Origin of the sequence: Lentilactobacillus kribbianus (assembly GCF_013184075.1) — a bacterium.
GTDB classification, from domain to species: domain Bacteria; phylum Bacillota; class Bacilli; order Lactobacillales; family Lactobacillaceae; genus Lentilactobacillus; species Lentilactobacillus kribbianus.
In genome coordinates this window covers 170,262-186,692 of record NZ_JABEQQ010000002.1, presented here as the reverse complement: position 1 = coordinate 186,692, position 16,431 = coordinate 170,262, and the positions used below count along the sequence as shown (strand labels likewise).

19 protein-coding genes, 2 tRNA genes, 1 other RNA gene and 1 pseudogene are annotated in these 16,431 nt (G+C 34.9%); 15 read left to right on the top strand and 8 right to left on the bottom strand.

Annotation, left to right across the window (positions count from 1 at the left end):
• Nucleotides 1-72 precede the first annotated feature (72 nt).
• The 6 genes from HII32_RS05635 to HII32_RS05610 all read left to right on the top strand — a co-directional run bounded on the left by HII32_RS05635 (nt 73) and on the right by HII32_RS05610 (nt 3,465).
• Complete coding sequence (locus tag HII32_RS05635; protein ID WP_172189194.1) at nt 73-252, top strand: hypothetical protein; 180 nt, start codon at nt 73-75, stop codon at nt 250-252.
• A gap of 1,483 nt (nt 253-1,735) precedes the next feature.
• Nucleotides 1,736-2,038: a hypothetical protein gene (locus HII32_RS05630; protein ID WP_172189192.1), complete on the top strand. Its 303-nt coding sequence runs from the start codon at nt 1,736-1,738 to the stop codon at nt 2,036-2,038.
• A gap of 55 nt (nt 2,039-2,093) precedes the next feature.
• Nucleotides 2,094-2,324, top strand: a complete 231-nt coding sequence (gene relB, locus HII32_RS05625; RefSeq protein ID WP_172189190.1) for a type II toxin-antitoxin system RelB family antitoxin — start codon at nt 2,094-2,096, stop codon at nt 2,322-2,324.
• On the top strand, nt 2,321-2,587 hold the full coding sequence (locus tag HII32_RS05620; protein WP_172189188.1) for a type II toxin-antitoxin system RelE family toxin: 267 nt from the start codon (nt 2,321-2,323) through the stop codon (nt 2,585-2,587). The genes relB and HII32_RS05620 overlap by 4 nt, the downstream gene beginning before the upstream one ends.
• 123 nt (nt 2,588-2,710) lie before the next feature.
• Entirely contained in the window at nt 2,711-3,157 is a 447-nt protein-coding gene (locus tag HII32_RS05615; RefSeq protein ID WP_172189186.1) for an ArpU family phage packaging/lysis transcriptional regulator, read from the top strand.
• A gap of 143 nt (nt 3,158-3,300) precedes the next feature.
• The gene (locus tag HII32_RS05610; protein ID WP_172189184.1) at nt 3,301-3,465 is read left to right on the top strand and encodes a hypothetical protein; all 165 of its coding nucleotides are present in this window, start codon (nt 3,301-3,303) and stop codon (nt 3,463-3,465) included.
• Between the two features lie 309 nt (nt 3,466-3,774).
• Here the strand turns inward: HII32_RS05610 and HII32_RS05605 are convergent.
• Nucleotides 3,775-3,847: transfer RNA gene (locus HII32_RS05605), tRNA-Gln, on the bottom strand.
• Nucleotides 3,848-3,969: 122 nt separating this feature from the next.
• On the opposite strand from HII32_RS05605, the gene HII32_RS05600 reads away from it, so the two are divergent.
• From HII32_RS05600 to HII32_RS05590, 3 genes and pseudogenes are all read left to right on the top strand, one after another.
• Nucleotides 3,970-4,043, top strand: a tRNA-Glu gene (locus HII32_RS05600).
• 114 nt (nt 4,044-4,157) lie between these two features.
• Nucleotides 4,158-5,541 (top strand): annotated as a pseudogene (locus tag HII32_RS05595) (amino acid permease).
• A gap of 58 nt (nt 5,542-5,599) precedes the next feature.
• Complete coding sequence (locus tag HII32_RS05590; RefSeq protein WP_172189182.1) at nt 5,600-6,262, top strand: hypothetical protein; 663 nt, start codon at nt 5,600-5,602, stop codon at nt 6,260-6,262.
• A 44-nt stretch (nt 6,263-6,306) separates the two neighbouring features.
• On the opposite strand, the gene HII32_RS05585 is transcribed toward HII32_RS05590, so the two are convergent.
• From HII32_RS05585 to HII32_RS05570, 4 genes are all read right to left on the bottom strand, one after another.
• Nucleotides 6,307-7,647: a glucose-6-phosphate isomerase gene (locus tag HII32_RS05585; protein ID WP_172189180.1), complete on the bottom strand. Its 1,341-nt coding sequence runs from the start codon at nt 7,645-7,647 to the stop codon at nt 6,307-6,309.
• 74 nt (nt 7,648-7,721) lie between these two features.
• A complete protein-coding gene (locus tag HII32_RS05580) occupies nt 7,722-9,164 on the bottom strand; it encodes a sensor histidine kinase (RefSeq protein ID WP_172189178.1) in 1,443 nt (480 codons plus the stop codon).
• Between the two features lie 2 nt (nt 9,165-9,166).
• On the bottom strand, nt 9,167-9,883 hold the full coding sequence (locus tag HII32_RS05575) for a response regulator transcription factor (RefSeq protein ID WP_172189176.1): 717 nt from the start codon (nt 9,881-9,883) through the stop codon (nt 9,167-9,169).
• A gap of 11 nt (nt 9,884-9,894) precedes the next feature.
• Complete coding sequence (locus HII32_RS05570) at nt 9,895-10,581, bottom strand: cysteine peptidase family C39 domain-containing protein (RefSeq protein WP_172189174.1); 687 nt, start codon at nt 10,579-10,581, stop codon at nt 9,895-9,897.
• Nucleotides 10,582-10,696: 115 nt separating this feature from the next.
• Here HII32_RS05570 and HII32_RS05565 point away from each other — a divergent pair, with 115 nt between their 5' ends.
• From HII32_RS05565 to HII32_RS05550, 4 genes are all read left to right on the top strand, one after another.
• On the top strand, nt 10,697-11,470 hold the full coding sequence (locus HII32_RS05565; RefSeq protein WP_172189172.1) for a Cof-type HAD-IIB family hydrolase: 774 nt from the start codon (nt 10,697-10,699) through the stop codon (nt 11,468-11,470).
• A 44-nt stretch (nt 11,471-11,514) separates the two neighbouring features.
• Nucleotides 11,515-11,886: a transfer-messenger RNA gene (ssrA, locus tag HII32_RS05560) on the top strand.
• 279 nt (nt 11,887-12,165) lie between these two features.
• The gene (locus tag HII32_RS05555; protein WP_172189170.1) at nt 12,166-12,501 is read left to right on the top strand and encodes a hypothetical protein; all 336 of its coding nucleotides are present in this window, start codon (nt 12,166-12,168) and stop codon (nt 12,499-12,501) included.
• 70 nt (nt 12,502-12,571) lie between these two features.
• On the top strand, nt 12,572-12,895 hold the full coding sequence (locus HII32_RS05550; RefSeq protein WP_172189168.1) for a heavy metal-binding domain-containing protein: 324 nt from the start codon (nt 12,572-12,574) through the stop codon (nt 12,893-12,895).
• Nucleotides 12,896-13,084: 189 nt separating this feature from the next.
• On the opposite strand, the gene HII32_RS05545 is transcribed toward HII32_RS05550, so the two are convergent.
• Nucleotides 13,085-13,543 carry a MarR family winged helix-turn-helix transcriptional regulator gene (locus tag HII32_RS05545; RefSeq protein WP_172189166.1) on the bottom strand — a complete coding sequence of 153 codons (459 nt, stop codon included), beginning with the start codon at nt 13,541-13,543 and terminating at the stop codon, nt 13,085-13,087.
• 150 nt (nt 13,544-13,693) lie between these two features.
• On the opposite strand from HII32_RS05545, the gene HII32_RS05540 reads away from it, so the two are divergent.
• Together HII32_RS05540 and HII32_RS05535 are read left to right on the top strand one after the other, a co-directional pair.
• On the top strand, nt 13,694-14,524 hold the full coding sequence (locus tag HII32_RS05540; protein WP_172189164.1) for a LicD family protein: 831 nt from the start codon (nt 13,694-13,696) through the stop codon (nt 14,522-14,524).
• A 19-nt stretch (nt 14,525-14,543) separates the two neighbouring features.
• Entirely contained in the window at nt 14,544-14,852 is a 309-nt protein-coding gene (locus HII32_RS05535; protein ID WP_172189162.1) for a DUF960 family protein, read from the top strand.
• Nucleotides 14,853-14,855: 3 nt separating this feature from the next.
• Here the strand turns inward: HII32_RS05535 and HII32_RS05530 are convergent, their stop codons facing one another.
• Together HII32_RS05530 and HII32_RS05525 are read right to left on the bottom strand one after the other, a co-directional pair.
• Complete coding sequence (locus HII32_RS05530) at nt 14,856-15,164, bottom strand: hypothetical protein (RefSeq protein ID WP_172189160.1); 309 nt, start codon at nt 15,162-15,164, stop codon at nt 14,856-14,858.
• Between the two features lie 183 nt (nt 15,165-15,347).
• On the bottom strand, nt 15,348-16,421 hold the full coding sequence (locus HII32_RS05525; RefSeq protein ID WP_172189158.1) for an ABC transporter ATP-binding protein: 1,074 nt from the start codon (nt 16,419-16,421) through the stop codon (nt 15,348-15,350).
• Nucleotides 16,422-16,431 lie beyond the last annotated feature (10 nt).

Below are 16,431 nucleotides of genomic sequence, written 5' to 3'. Positions count from 1 at the left end.
TTACCACGTGTTACCACGTATTTTTAAGTTTAAACTTTTAAAAAAACGGAGAAATTAAAAAGAGGTAGTCGCATGAGAGTAAAAACTTTTACAAAATCAATTAACGTAGCCCATTCTGTTTCTGATTTAGCTGACTTAGATGTATCAGTTAATGAATTTATTGAAAGAGCAGACGTGTTCAAAATCATACCCCATTTAATTAGTAGCGGAGTGAATTTAGTTTACATGGTTACCGTCTTGTATAAGATTTAAGGTTACTGATTGAGCTACTTTTTACCGTACTAGTTAAGCTACTTAGTACGCTAACTATACGCCAGACGGTAACGCATACTACGCAAAGGATACGGCCAGAAATGCCAGTATAATTTTATTGGAAATTAATGGAAATCAAAAAAGTAAAAATGTAGGAAAATGTTGGAAATAAAAAAGGTAAATATATGTAGTTATCGGTAGATTTTGAAGAATTTACCTCCTTGCTGTTAAGCTAAGTTAACATTTTTTATCAATGCGGAGATTTGGGAGTCCCTAAAAAGGTGTAACGATTCGTTATTCCCTCGTGGTTCAAGATTAAGCAGTGAAATCACCAGCGCCAAAAGTAGCGCCGTGAATTAAAGGGAGTCGCAAATTACGACCCCTTTTATCAGCAGATTAAGCAGACTTAAAAAGAACCTAATCAACTCATAATGGCAAAAAAAAGAACCCTATTAGCTATTTTGGATTCTAATTTGAGTAAATACATCAGGGGAACGTACGAGCGCTTAAAACGACTTAGATTGCTTTAAAGGTAATTGTTAATTTATGACTGCTAAAAAGCCATGACATTTGTAAAAAAACTCATTAGCTAAACAGTAAAAACGCTGGATATAACTGGCTTCAAGGGATGCTTTAATTTTTGACACTTTCAGGAGTTATTTAACGGAATGCATTGCCTTATATTTGTTACATTGCAAATCTAACAAGCAATTTAACAGCTATAACGGTTGTTATTAAACCAATTATAGTAATTAATGGTTACTACTTAACAAGCAACTAACAAGCAAAATATTATCGACCAACCTGTTAAAACCTGTTATCTGAACAGCAAAAAAACAACAGCCGAACTCCTAACTAACTGGTATGTATAAACTAGCGTATTTTAACTTTTTTCAAGTTAACTACGACCGAACAGCAAAAGAACGGCAAAACTTAACAGCCAAATATTGACGGGATACCCTTGTGGTAGTTGGCGTTGCCACTTTTTGCAATACCAAGCTAACAGTCACCTAACAGTCAGCTAACAGACACCTAACAGACGCCTAACAGTTAACATCAATGGAATAACCGAAAACCTGCAAAAACCCGCACTTAAATTTAAAGTATTAATGCCACAACCTATTAAAACCTATGGTTAATTTGCAGTAAGAACTTAACAAAACTTGATATTATTCTGCCCCTTTTGGCGTAAAACCTCATAAAACCTCAACTTAATTTTCCATTTTTAGTATTTAAGAACCTGACAAAACCTGACATTTTTTAGTGGATAACTTAATAAAACTTAATGTGTTTTTGCCATTAGCTTTGAACAACTGTAGCTATAACTACCCTTGTTAATTGAATAAGTATCCCGAGATTTCCGAGGCCTTAAAAAGATAGCTAGTTGTTGAAGAATGTTAAGGTTTCAAATTAATATGGTCAGATTGGGCAGACTATAAAAGACCGAAATAAAATCAATTCAAATTGAAAAGGAGTGAATAAAATGAACTTACCAGTAAACAGCAACTTAGAGCGGATATATAACTTATTGCCTCATGGCATGGAGCGACCTATTACCGCTAAAGAACTAGAAAAGATCACCGGCATTAGCATGCGAGACGTTTATAGCATTATTAACACGCTCATCATGAAGTATGATATTCCCGTGGCTGGCGTTAGAAGCGGTAATCAAGGCTATTTCATCGTTACTAATGAGGATGAACGCCAACTAGTATTAAAGCCCCTAATGAGTCATACGGCTAAAATGGAGCAACATATTAAGAAGCTGGCTAACATTCCTTTATAATTGACTACTTTTTCAATATGTATTACTATGTAATACAAGAAAGCGGGGCGATTTTATGGCAATGATTACAGTACGTGTTTCAGATGCTGAAAAAGAATGGCTACAGTATATGGCTGATTTTCACGGATTAACGTTATCTGACTTAGTTAAAAATTACTCTATGGAACAATTAGAAGATGAATACGATAATCAAACAGCAGAAATTGCTCATAAGCGTTTTATTGAAGATGGCAAGAAAACTGTACCTATGAGTGAGATCTTAGATGAATTTGGTGGTTTGGATTGAGTTATAAACTGAATTTCTCTCGGGATGCACAACGCTCATTAAGAAAGATGGATAAGCACCAGTCTAAACTAATAGTTCGGTGGCTATACCAGCATATAGATGGCATTGAAGATCCTCGTTCTATTGGTAAGGGATTAACTGCTAATCGTTCAGGACAATGGCGCTATCGAGTTGGTAATTACCGAGTTATTTGTATCATTGAAGATGATGAACTTGTAGTTGAAGCGATCAATATTGGTCATCGTCGTAGTATTTACGATTAATCAAACCAATATAAACAAAAAAGCCATTTCCACGGGTATGGAAACAGCTAAGTAGGTAAATAAACGTATTGTTTGGGTACTTACATTTTAGCATATTCTATTATACCTATGGAGGTGGCTTTTTTGACTGACAGCAGCATCTTGCCAGTAGTAGACAAACCAGCAACTATTAAGAACGTGGCTAACTTTTTAACTAAGACTTTGCCTAAAATGGCTAGAATTTGCGGTTACGGTATGGCGGGCATTAAGGATCTAAACGTTAATGATTTACCGACTGAACTACCGAACCGGGATGAGAATATCACCATTGTACGGTATAAAACGGCACAAATGATTGTTAAACAGACGCTTATCGCCATAGAAGCCGTTAGAAACATCCCTATCAAAGATAAGCACAATGAAACGTGTTACATAATACTAAAAAAGCGCTATGTTGAGGAATGTAGCGACGGTGAAGCCTGTGAGGCTACTGGCTATTCAAAAAGTACTTACTTTCATACGTGGAAACTAAGAGCCTTACTACAGTTTGCGGATTGCTATTTATTGACGGACTTACATGTATTTAAGTAGCTTGTTAGCTGAATCCAGCAATGATAAAATAAATTATAATGATATGATTAGATGTAACTTAATTGAAATATTAGCAACTACTTCAAGTCGCCTGCCGGGGTGACTTTTGTTTTATCTCGAGGGATACTATAGGAGGCTTAACCATGATAAAAAGTAATAACGATCTAAGTAACCTTAAAGACCTAGTGAAATCATCTCACTTCACCAAAGAGCAAAAGAAAGACCTAATTAAATGTATTAAAGACGAAAGTATGTGGCTACCGATTGAAGTTGGTTTTGACGATGATATTAATATAAATTGCGGTTAACACTGTCAGATAACTAAAACGGCTGTAAATATTGATAGTACTGAGATTAGCAAGAATATCTATCTTTTTTCGGACGATTGTTACTGCTATAAATGTTAATTTTGACTACCCCTACTGACTTCCTTAAAAGCTTCAAAGCATAAAAAAGACCGTTAACACTGAGTTAACGGCTCATGCCTTGCGCTGTTTTTGACTACCCTTTTGACTACCCCGGGATGAAAAACAATGAAATATAGTAAACACTGTATATATAAGAAAAGCCGGTATCACGGCATTTGACTGCTAATGATAACGGCTGATATATGCTTATTGGGTATACTGGGCTCGAACCAGTAAATTACGGATTCAGAGTCCGCTGCCTTACCAATTTGGCGAATACCCAATGATTGATTACAATTAATAATGTTATCTAAAATAATAAATTTTGTCAATGAAATCCAGTAAAAAATTCATTGACAAACCCTAATCAGTTCATATAGAATTATTAAGTAAGTTTGAAAGCATTGCCCGCTGGTCAAACTGGTTTAAGACGTCGCCCTCTCAAGGCGGAGTTACGGGTTCGAGCCCCGTGCGGGTGATAAGAGATTAAAGAGACTGCTAATTAGCAGTCTCTTTTTTGTTTTTCGGTTCTTTTCTTTTCATTATTTTGACTAACCTGTATTATAGTTACAATAACATTGGAGGTGATCAATTTGGAGGAAAAAACAAATCCCCCCCAACTTGCACGAGAATTAAAAAATCGCCACGTACAGTTAATTGCTTTAGGTGGAACAATTGGTACAGGACTATTTCTGGGTGCTGGTGAATCTATCAAACTTGCCGGGCCTAGCATTTTATTAGCTTATGGAATCGCTGGTATTGCCTGCTTTTTGTTAATACGCGCTTTAGGTGAATTACTAGTCTCAAATTTGGGAATAACCTCATTTGTTGATCTTATTAAAACCCATTTGGGACAACGAGCTGCATTTGTAGTCGGCTGGACTTATTGGTCATGTTGGATTGCCATTGCCATGGCCGAGCTAACTGCTGCTGGTCTTTATGTGCAAATGTGGTTTCCCAACATTCCGGTTATTGTGACTGCGCTTAGCTTATTGGTCATTTTATTTTGTTTAAATATTTTCACGGTATCAGCCTTTGGTGAGACTGAGTTTTGGTTTTCAGTCATTAAAATTGTGGCTATCGTTGGCTTAATCATTGTCGGTATTGTGATGGTAGTTGTTGGTTACAAAACGCCTTATGGTTACGCTAGTTTAACCAATTTAACTGGTAATAATTGGTTTGCTCATGGTGCTAAAGGGTTCTTCTTGTCATTTCAAATGGTTCTCTTTAGCTTTACCGGTGTCGAAATGATTGGGATGACCGCTTCAGAAACCAAAGATCCTGAAAAAAATTATCCCTAAAAGCATTAACGAAGTACCGCAACGAGTCATGATTTTTTACATTGGTTCTTTATTGGCTATCATGTGTATTTATCCTTGGCAATATTTATCGGCCAATACCAGCCCTTTTGTTCAAGTATTTTCGGCTATCGGTATCAAAACGGCTGCTGCCGTTATTAATTTTGTCGTTTTAACCGCCGCGGCTTCTTCTTGTAATAGTGCCATCTTTACTACCGGAAGAATGATTTTTTCAATGACCTATGGTTCTAAGTCTAAGTTAGGGCAACGATTGGGTTCTTTATCACTGCGACAAATACCTAAAAACGGTATTATATTTTCTACTATGACCATTGCTATTATCATGGTAATGGGACTCTTTTTACCAGGAGATTTATTTACTTTTATTGCTAGCGTTGCCACCACTTGTTTTCTATTTGTTTGGGGAATGATTATTTTAGCTCATTTGAAATATCGACATTTTGTCAAAGTTACCGATAAAGAAACTAGTTTAAAATTTAAGATGCCCCTTTATCCGATCTCAGATTATTTTGTTTTAATATTTTTTTTAATTGTAACAATTGTCTTATTTTTACGAACCAATACTCGAATTGCTTTAATCGCTTCAATCATTTGGTTAACTGGCCTCTGGATTGTTTCAAATCGCCAGAATCGACCATCATCCGAACTTGACCAATAATTTTTACCGTGATAATCTTAGCGCAAGCTTTAACGTTTATTCTAAGAGGAGAAAATCGATGAAAAAAATTAGTACTATTGCAATTCTGGCACTTATTCCACTAATGCTTGTTGGCTGTGGTAAACAAGCATCACACTCAAAACAAGCTGCTAGTGAAACTTCTAGTTCTAGCAAAAAAAGCGATTCAGCTAAAAAAAATTCAGCATCAGAAAGTTCTTCATCAGCAGATACAACCAATGAAGTAAATAACGATACTGAAAAGAATGAATCAAGTACTCAAAGTGACAAGCAAACTACTGAATCAAATAATAGTGACGCTAAATCAACTTCAGCTGATTCAGTTACTACCAAGAACAATAACCAAGAAAATAACAACCAATCAAAAACTACTGATACTGGTACCACTATTAACTTCAAAGGTGGTTCTTACAATAGTATCTACACGCTAGATCAAATGCGACAAAAGTTTAATTTACCCAGCTATGATACTAAGCAAAGTGACACTGTGACTGTTCATCATAATCAATATATGGGACTGGTTAAGGGAAATAACGTTGCTAGTCAAGCCGCGGGGGCAGATCAAACCCAAGGAAATGTTAATAATACAGATTATTATGCCGCCTTTTTTACTTATTCTAGCGACCAAAAAACTTCTGAAAAAAAATATGTTAATTTAAGTGACGGTAGTTTTTACGTTCAACGTTTTGGAACAGTTAAATAATAAATAAAAAAGAGTTAGTGAATAAACACTAACTCTTTTTTTATTTAGATTCGATCATTTAATTGTTTACCAATTTCTTCATAGCCTGGTTTACCAAGTAAGCCAAACATATTTGTTTTATAAGCTTCAACTCCTGGTTGGTTAAATGGATTAATGCCATTTAGGTAGCCGGAAATACCAACCGCAATTTCAAAGAAGTAAATCAAGTAACCCAGAGTATAGGCTGATTGATCAGGAATATGAACTGTCATCACAGGTACTCCCCCATCAGTATGAGCCAATACTACCCCTTCATAGGCTTTAGTGTTAACCCAATCTAATGATTTACCTTGAAGATATTCTAGACCATCTAAATTACCTTCTGCATAAGGAATATTAACGTCTTCTGTTGGTTTATCTACTTTAACTACCGTTTCAAATAAGTTCCGTAGCCCCTCTTGAATGTATTGGCCTAATGAATGCAAATCAGTAGTGAAGTTAGCTGATGAAGGATAAATTCCCTTTTGATCCTTCCCTTCTGATTCACCCATTAATTGTTTCCACCATTCTGAAAAGCTTCTCATATTTGGTTCGTAGTTTTCCAATAATTCAGTCGTAAAGCCTTTACGATACAAAATATTTCTTAAGGCTGCATATCGATAGGCTTCATTCTTAGTCAAATCGGCTGAAACATATTCATGTTGAGCATCAGCTGCACCCTTCATTAATTGATCAATATCAACCCCAGAGGTAGCGATTGGTAACAAACCAACTGCTGTTAATACTGAAAAACGTCCACCAACGCCATCAGGAATAATGAATGATTCCCAGTTATTAGCGTCAGCTTCTTGTTTTAATGCCCCTTTGTTAGCGTCAGTGGTAGCATAAATTCGTTTATTAGCCTCATCTTCACCATATTTATTAATAAGAATTTCCTTAAAAACTCGAAAGGCAACTGCTGGTTCAGTAGTAGTTCCTGATTTAGAAATAATATTAATTGAGAAATCATCGTCACCAATCATCTCAATCAATTGACTAAGATAAGTTGAACTTAAAGAATTACCAGCAAAGACTACCTTAGCCCCAGTTTGATCTTCGCCACTAGTATAAAAGTTATTATGCAGAAAATCTAAGGCCATTTGAGCGCCTAAATATGATCCACCAATGCCGATAGTCACCAAATATTTGGAATCTTGATTAATTTTTTGAGCTGCTGTCTTGATTCGAGCAAATTCAGCTTGGTCATAATTAGTTGGTAAATCAAGCCAATCTCTGAAGTCACTTCCAGCACCAGTACCGTTTCTTAATTCATCATCTGCTGCGTTAACCATTGCTTGCATTTCAGAAACTTCATTATCGTGAACAAATTTACTTAATTTTGAATCATCAAAATTTAAATATGACATCTCGTTGGACCCCCACCTAATAAAATTTATTTACATCTTTATTTTACTACAATCTTCTTAATTTTGGTATATACCTATTTCGGATAGTTATCTTCATTGGGGAAAGTAAGACTAAATGTTGTTCCCTTACCCAACTTAGAAACCACTTTAATCGTTCCACCATGTTGTTCAATTAGTTGATGAACAATTGCTAATCCCAATCCAGATTCGCCATACTTACCGCTTCTTCTGGAAGCATCAGCTTTATAGTAACGTTCAAAAATATTTTTCATTTGCTCTTCTGACATTCCAATACCAGTATCTGTAATATCAAAAACATCTAAATTATTTTCCCGTTTAGCGGTGACTGTAATTGTTCCATTATCAGTAAACTGAATACCATTAGTAATAATATTTACCAGTACTTGAACAAAACGATCATAATCAGCGTAAATTGGTAACTTATCCGGTGCCTTAATAATAATTTCATCATTTGATGCTTGTGCTTTGCCAGATAACTGTTCTTGCAATTGATATAAAACATCAGTGGCATTGAAATGAGTTCGATTCAGTTTAATGGATTTAGAGCGAATTTTTTCGTAATCCAAATTTTCATTCACCAATCGAATCAAACGTTGGGTTTCACTCATCATCAAATTTAAACTCTTATCCCGTGAGTCTTCAGGAATAACACCATACTTAAAGCCTTCTAAAATTCCATTTATGGTTGTTAATGGCGTTCGCATTTCATGGGCTGCATCCGCTAAAAACTCTTGCCGTCGTTCTTCTTGACGTTTAATTTCACTATCAGCATTTTCCAAAGTATCAGTCATGTGGTTAAAGTCATTAGTTAAATCATCAATTTCATCTCGATTACCAGACTGAAGTCGGATCTTATAGTGTCCTTGAATAACTTGATTAACCGCATCTCGCAAGACGCTAATCCGCCGGTTTAGCCGATGAGCAAAGGCAAAACTAATAATCAAAGAAACAATTAATGATAAAATCAAGGCTAAAATCAAGTTACTGTTGATTCTAGATAGGTTCGCTTCTAATTCGGATGTATAGGTTCCGACAGCTACTACCGCTACTAATTTTTTTTGATAGTAATACGGTTTTAGTATTTCCACCATTTCTGAACGTTTTTTAGATTGGTGTTTATCGATTTCATTACCTCGATTGACTTTACGTATCATTTGACCTTTTTTTAGTCGTTTCCAATCATTAGCAGCAATCGTAGAATTTTTATTACCTTGCGGATAAAAAGCTTTTTTAGAGGGCGCATACATCGTAAAATCACTATCTTGACCGTTAAGAATTCCCTCTGTTGTCGATAAACTGGTAGGATTAAAGGTCACTTTATTATTTTTAGTTTGAAGTGACTGCTCCACCACACTATCAGAGTAATTTTCAAGTCGTGACCAAGTTGTGTCATAAACAAATGACTTAGCCAAACGACTAAATGAGAAACCCAACAGTAGGATTGTGAGCGTGATCACCGCAAAAAACGCAATTACCTGTTGGTAGATTATCTTCATTATTATTTGACCTCTGTATCATCAAATTTATATCCAACGCCCCAAACCGTTTGAATTACTTGCGGACCAGCTTTTTCAACTTTTTGACGTAATTTTTTTACATGGGCGTCAACGGTTCGTTCGTCACCATAATATTCATAATCCCACACCAATTCTAATAATTGTTCACGAGAAAAGACTTGTCGTGGTTTTTGAGCCAAAGTTTTCAATAAATCAAACTCTTTAGGCGTCAAATCCGGAATTAAATTATCATTTAAGTAGGCTTCATGAGTATTGCTATTTAACTTAAAGTGATCTGTAGTAATATCAAAGCCATTGTTTTTATTTTGATCCTCATCATCACCATTAGCCATATGACTGCGCCGTTGTAAGGCTTTAATCCGAGCAATCAACGTAATTGGACTAAATGGCTTAGTAACATAGTCATCTGCGCCCATTTCAAAGCCCAATACTTGATCACTGTCTGAATCGCGAGCAGTAAGCATTAAAATGGGCACTGTTTTAGAAATTTCGCGAATCTCTTTGGCAACTTGCATTCCATCTTTTTTGGGTAGATTCAAGTCCAAAGTAATCATATCCCAACTTTCAGGATCAGATTTAAAAACGACTACCGCTTCATTACCATCGTAGGCGTAAGTAACGTCCCATTCTTCTTTTTGAAAAAACATGGCCATCATTTCTGACACTGACTTGTTATCTTCAACCATTAATAACTTCATAATATTACCTCTCAATAACTGATTGCTTCAAAATCACCATTTTTCCAAAATCTTTTTAAGTGTTTTTGAGACATCACTTCTAATTTTCCTGTCCATGGATTGTTATAATAATATGTTCTACGATTAAAACCGGTCAGCAAGACAACGCTGGACTTTAAATTATTCAAGTCATTCGTTCTAATCATGACCGGGCGTCCTCTTAATAATTGTCGGTTAAGTTGCCGAAAATCAGCATTATTTAGATCCTTAATAGAATTGGTTTTGGCAATAATTAACTCGCTTAAATCTAAGAAGCTGGACGATTGTTGATGCCACTGATCAACTCTTTGTTTAAGTTCTTGCGGTGTCACCGGGTGACCCGCGTAATCAAACATCATTTCCAATACTGCTGAATAATTATCTAAATCAGAAGCTGTCGCTTGTTTTATTGGCTTAACAGCCAATCGACGAAAAGTACGTCGAATATTATTTTTGACTAGCCAACCGTTAATACCACCATTATCAAAGTGATACCATACGTGATTGTTAAAAAAACTAATTTGATTAATGTTAAAGTCTTGCGTCAATAAATTTCTAGGTATCTTGGTTTTAGATTGATAATTGTTTTTTTCAGCCAAATACCAATGTTCTCCAGGTATTTTACGAAGCCGAACAAAAAATAACTGTGTATTTTCATCAGCAACGGTTGTTTTCTTCATTAACTCCACCCCACTTAGTACCATTTTAACAATAATCGAAGCAATTTGTTAAAAAAGGTTGTTATTTATTATGCTAAAATGAAATTAATCATATAAAAAGGATGGTTACACTTTTATGTACAAAGCTTTAGTCTTTTTTGATCTGGATAATACATTGTTAAACGCACAAACGCGAGTAGATCCAGAAGTTGCTGCAGCCATGGATTCTTTACGGCAAAACAATGTTCTTCCTGTTATTTCTACTGGTAGAAATATTTTTGAAATTCCTAATACCATGCGTAATACCAAAATCGATACGGTTGTTTCAGGTAATGGCGACTATGTTATTTATGAAGGCAAGCCGGTCTATGCTGTTGAATTTCCTAAAACACTTGTTGCTGAGATGGCTGCATATGCAGCTGACTTTGAAGACGCAGTCGCTGTCTTAAATAGCAAAGAATCTCATATGAATAAAGTGACTAAACTAACTCAGCAAGCCTATGATTCGGTAAATAGTACCGTGCCACCTTTAGGAGCCGAAGAGTTTTGGCAAAATAACCAAGTTAATATGATGATTGTTATGACACAAGGACATGACGCTGATTATCGTTTAAAGTTTGGTGACCAACTAACCTTTTATCGAAACACGCCTTTTAGTATGGATATTGTTCTTAAGGGAAACTCCAAGAGTGAAGGCATTAAACAACTCATTAAAAATGCTGGTTTAGAAGGTATCCCTACCTATGCCTTTGGTGATGGTAATAACGATATTCCAATGCTTGATTTCGTGGATCATCCAGTCGCTATGGGTAATGCCTTAGATAACGTTAAACCTTATGCTGAATTTATTACTACCAACAATACCGATCATGGTATTGTTAATGGTTTAAAACACTTTGATTTGATTTAATTCTTTATGTTTCAACGATTCTATGATATACTTTTCGTGTTTATGGGGTCGTTATGGATTCGACGGGTATAGGTCGAACCTGGACTGCGTTTCGTGCGGCGACACGTTAAAACGTCCAGTTTTTAAAATTATAACTGCAAAAAATAATTCTAACTCTTACGCATTAGCTGCCTAATAAGCGCTTAGCGTAGATCCTCCTACTTTTGTCTGTGGGGTAGATCTGGGTCCTATAATAAGCAGACTTACGTATCTAGCTCCCATCTGAAGTTAGGTAAAGAGACTAATCAGATTAGCTAGTAATGAGAGCCTCGATTTATGGCGTTTTTACTAGTGAATTTCAAATAATAAATCTATGAATGTAGATGTTTGGGTGGCGATATGCTCGGACGCGGGTTCAATTCCCGCCGACTCCATTTTAATAACAATGAGAACTATTTTAAAAAAGCCAAGATTCTTGATATTAGAGAATCTTGGCTTTTTATTATTTAAAATTTTTAGATATTTACAAAAACGGTATTGGGATCAGCCCTATTTTCCAAATATATTAACTAACATTTTAGAGTTAAAAAATGTGTAATTTAACCATAGTTAACCTATAATCAAAACAATCAATTATTAGGGCCCATTCACTTTGATATAACTAAAATGAATCATGGCACAGCCCAAAATATAAATAAGTAAACGAGGTGACAGCTATGCCGTTAATTGCAATCATTATTGATTTCATTACGCTAGGATTTTATTTTCTTCAACTAAGAACCCTTACCCCCTCAATGTTTGTACTGGGAATAATCGTTCAAATTTTAGCTGTTTTATTTTTATTAGCGTTAGTATTCATTTATCAGGGACAACGTCGGAGTAATTGGCATCCAGAAGGCTACCATTATTTAACCATTCGTTACGGAATTATTATTATTTCTTTCATTTTCAATGCTATAGCATTATTTTTATACATTTTAAATTTTACTGGCGACAACGATATTGTCTTCAGTGGTTTTAGTCAAGCGCTACCATTGTTACTAATAGCGTAAGTCTAATTACTTTACTCGGTAACTGATTATGTTAGAATACATTTAAAATAATGATATTGGGGGAACTATCATGGAAAAACTATTAGTGACAACAACTGAAAATATTCCAGGTAAAAATTACGAAGTTATCGGCGAAGTCTTTGGCCTTACTACCCAATCCAAAAACGTTTTTAAAAATATTGGTGCTGGTTTGAAGAATGTTATTGGTGGCGAAATCAAAGCATATACTGAATTACTTACTGAATCAAGAGATACTGCGGTAGATCGACTTAGAGATAATGCAACTGCCATGGGTGCTGATGCGGTCGTAATGATGCGTTATGATTCTGATTCTATCAGTCAGGATATGGAAACTGTTGCGGCTTATGGTACAGCGGTTAAATTTGTCGATTAATAGCATTTTAAGTTAATTTTAAGCAAAGATTTATATTATGAAGCTAAGCTAACCGATGTTAGTTATGGTAAACAATTGTAAACCGCTTATAATGACAAATTGCTTACGATACGCTTATTGAATACCTATCCTGACAATAAGTATTCAATAAAAAAGAGGTAACCCATAATGGGCTACCTCTTTTTTATATTAATCCTTAGTTTCATTATAACCACCCATTTGATGGTCAGCAAAATCACGAATAAAATCAATGATATCATGTGCACGATCTTCGCCATAATAATTAATCCAGTTATCAAAACGGTTAGCAACAACATCAGTCACTTGTTGTTCTACTTCTTTTCCTTCTGGGGTTAGTCGAAGATACAACCGCCGACGATCACTTTTAGCAGGTTCTTGTGAAATATAGTTATGGTTAAGCAACACTTTAATTTGTCGTGAAATTGCACTTCTAGTAACATGACGGTCATTAGCAATATCCATCAATGAAACTTGGTCGCTTGTAGCAATAGTATGTAAAATTAAATATTGTTCAAATGATAAGCCGTATTTTTTGGCCGGTTCCGAGACAAAGTTATCTAAATATTTTAACGAACTTAGATATACTTCAATTGCTTCATTCAGTAAAGCATTGTTCATATTACTCATTATAATCCACCATTCTAATAATTAATTAACTATCATGTACCAGTATAATAGTTTGCCGCATTTCTTACAAGCCAATTTTGGTTTGTCAATAAGCTGTTAAAGGCTTTCCTGTAGTATAATATGCTTAGATTATTACTACGGGAGATTGCAATGACCACCAAAATGATTAATTTAATCCATCAAACTGAATTAAGTACATTAAAAGCATTCATTAACATTTGTCAGCAACTGGAGATTCCATATATTGCTACTGGTGGTACTTTACTAGGTGCTATTAGACACCAAGGGTTTATTCCTTGGGACGATGATATGGATGTAGCCTTATTACGTCCAGATTACGAAAAGTTACTTAAATTAGCCCCAAACTTGCTTATTGATCAACCATTCTTTTTACAAACACCAGTATCTGATCCTAATTATGCGTTGAGCTACGCCAAGTTATTGAATCAAAATACGTATATCGAAGAAAAAAATAATTTTAATTTTGCACGAAAAGGAATTTTTATAGATATTTTTCCATTAGATATAATTCCCAATTCAACCGCTCAATTAAAAAAACAAATTAATGATATTAAAATAATAGATAGTCGTCTTTTTATAAAATTGCGCTACAATCTAATTGAGACCCCTATTAGACGGTTTAAGACTGACTTAACTACCGAACAGCAAGAGTCTGCTAGCATACTTAAAAAAAGACGTAAACTTCTCTTTAACGAATATAATCAGCAACCCATTGAAGACAATACGCATTTTAAAAATTTAGCTTCTCAGTATAATTATGATCAAGAAATTTTCACTTATCAACAAGTAACTGATACGATAAAAGTTCCATTTGAAGATACTGAAATCACCATTCCAGCTGACTATGATGCAATTCTAACACAATTATATGGCGATTATATGAAGCTACCACCGGAAAATCATCGGGTTGCTAAACATATTTCCAAATTAATTATGGACAACCAAGAATTTTTAGCCTAAATCGAAAGGAAACCTATCCATGTTTAATAAAAATGATGCTCGTTTTGCCAGTTATGGAATTGTCAATACATTACCTGATGACGCCATTGATTTTATTTGGCACATAATTGACAATGATTTACAGGGTATTTTTCCACTCTCTAATTTAGTAAAATTAGACCTAGTTAATTTTCAAAATAAATTATCCTATGACTACATTGATGGTGATAATTTAGTAGCCACTTTTGATTCACCATATCCATTCAGTAACGATTATCCTCAATCGATAGTTGTTTATGACAATGGTAACCAACAAATCATTGCTTTGCCTAATGAATTAAATCTATAAGGCCTATCCTAAATGATTTTCTTTTAAGATAGTATCCACTTCCGCTTGAGCTTCAGGAGTTTTAACCCACTCTTCAAAGTGATCCATAGATTCATCTGGCATGGTAAAATTTTGATTAACCCACTTCTCATATTTAATGACATGTGCAGAGTGAGGAATGTTTAACTGCAAAATGCGAACGCTTTTAATAAATCCTCGTTCTGCTGCTAATTCAGCACGACCATTTTGAACCATATTACTAATTTCGATGTATGAACTACCATCATTTCTGGTAATTTCTTCAATCAACGTTAGAACTTCATGACTTTTCATTATTCAACCTTCTTCCAAGTTAAAATATTAAACGAAAATAAGACGGTGGTCAATCGACCACCGTCTTATTTTTAGAGAGAAAGAGAATTGATTAAAAGGTATTATTTATTACCCTAGTAACAATATAACGAACTATGAAAGCGCTGTCAATAGTTAATGTTAAAAAATCGCTTTTCAGCGACTTTATTTAAACATCAAGTGTTGCAACGGATGCAGAATTAATGAAGGATCAGTAATTACATGTCCCAATGAGTAACCTGAAAAATTAACTAGACAGAAGAAAATTAAAGCAATCAATACTCCCCAAGTTAATATTTGAGAACTAACTGGCATCTTTTCACTAATCACTGAACCATAAAAGGTTTTATGAACCTCAGCCGGAACTTTTTTGTTACCGGGTTCCTCGGCCTGTAATTGCTCAGTAACCTGTTTTTCATATGCTTGAATACTGAAGTTTTTTTGAATATTTTTTTGTTCACGTTGAAATTTAGATTTTTCCTTCTTAGAAAGGCCTCTAAACATCTTAATAAACTTACGATATTCACCAGTAACTTCTTTAGTTTCACCAATCATCTTTAGTTGACCATAATTAATCCAAGCAACTCGATCACAAAGTAATTCAATTTGCTTTAATGAATGACTAACAAAAATGATGGTTTTACCTTTAGCTTTAAACTCATTGATTTTATCCACACATTTTTGATAAAAAGTATCATCACCCACCGACAAAGCTTCATCGATGATTAAAATATCGGGTTCAATATGAACCGCAATAGAAAATCCTAACCGTGACTTCATCCCACTAGAATAACTTTTTACTGGTTGATCCACAAAATCACCGATATCAGCAAAAGCAATGATGTCAGGCATCATTTCATCAATTTGCTCATTGGTTAATCCTTGCATCAATGATTTTAATCGAATGTTTTCTCTTCCCGTTAAGTTACCACGTAGCCCAGCATTGATAGCAACAATTGAAGTTTCTCCCCGAACGTCCACTGTTCCAGTTGTTTGAGGAATAATACCGGAAATAATGTTGGATAAGGTGGATTTACCAGATCCGTTCACCCCGATTAACCCAACGGCTTCACCAGGCATAATCGTCATAGTAACTCCCATTAAAGACCAGAAATTAGGAATTTCATGATTATTCAGTGAGAAAAAAGAACGTAGTTTTTCAGACTGAGTTTTAAATAATTGGTACTTTTTTGTTACATTTTCAACTTTTATTTTATAGTCAGTAGTTTCAGTTGTCATTTTTTCTTCC

Excerpts from the sequence above, each read along its gene's own strand:
- HII32_RS05635 (WP_172189194.1), top strand. The coding sequence starts at position 73 with ATGAGAGTAAAAACTTTTACAAAATCAATTAACGTAGCCCATTCTGTT.
- HII32_RS05630 (WP_172189192.1), top strand. The coding sequence starts at position 1,736 with ATGAACTTACCAGTAAACAGCAACTTAGAGCGGATATATAACTTATTG.
- relB (WP_172189190.1), top strand. The coding sequence starts at position 2,094 with ATGGCAATGATTACAGTACGTGTTTCAGATGCTGAAAAAGAATGGCTA.
- HII32_RS05610 (WP_172189184.1), top strand. The coding sequence starts at position 3,301 with ATGATAAAAAGTAATAACGATCTAAGTAACCTTAAAGACCTAGTGAAA.
- HII32_RS05590 (WP_172189182.1), top strand. The coding sequence starts at position 5,600 with ATGAAAAAAATTAGTACTATTGCAATTCTGGCACTTATTCCACTAATG.
- HII32_RS05585 (WP_172189180.1), bottom strand. The coding sequence starts at position 7,647 with ATGTCATATTTAAATTTTGATGATTCAAAATTAAGTAAATTTGTTCAC.
- HII32_RS05580 (WP_172189178.1), bottom strand. The coding sequence starts at position 9,164 with ATGAAGATAATCTACCAACAGGTAATTGCGTTTTTTGCGGTGATCACG.
- HII32_RS05575 (WP_172189176.1), bottom strand. The coding sequence starts at position 9,883 with ATGAAGTTATTAATGGTTGAAGATAACAAGTCAGTGTCAGAAATGATG.
- HII32_RS05570 (WP_172189174.1), bottom strand. The coding sequence starts at position 10,581 with ATGAAGAAAACAACCGTTGCTGATGAAAATACACAGTTATTTTTTGTT.
- HII32_RS05565 (WP_172189172.1), top strand. The coding sequence starts at position 10,697 with ATGTACAAAGCTTTAGTCTTTTTTGATCTGGATAATACATTGTTAAAC.
- HII32_RS05555 (WP_172189170.1), top strand. The coding sequence starts at position 12,166 with ATGCCGTTAATTGCAATCATTATTGATTTCATTACGCTAGGATTTTAT.
- HII32_RS05550 (WP_172189168.1), top strand. The coding sequence starts at position 12,572 with ATGGAAAAACTATTAGTGACAACAACTGAAAATATTCCAGGTAAAAAT.
- HII32_RS05545 (WP_172189166.1), bottom strand. The coding sequence starts at position 13,543 with ATGAGTAATATGAACAATGCTTTACTGAATGAAGCAATTGAAGTATAT.
- HII32_RS05540 (WP_172189164.1), top strand. The coding sequence starts at position 13,694 with ATGACCACCAAAATGATTAATTTAATCCATCAAACTGAATTAAGTACA.
- HII32_RS05535 (WP_172189162.1), top strand. The coding sequence starts at position 14,544 with ATGTTTAATAAAAATGATGCTCGTTTTGCCAGTTATGGAATTGTCAAT.
- HII32_RS05530 (WP_172189160.1), bottom strand. The coding sequence starts at position 15,164 with ATGAAAAGTCATGAAGTTCTAACGTTGATTGAAGAAATTACCAGAAAT.
- HII32_RS05525 (WP_172189158.1), bottom strand. The coding sequence starts at position 16,421 with ATGACAACTGAAACTACTGACTATAAAATAAAAGTTGAAAATGTAACA.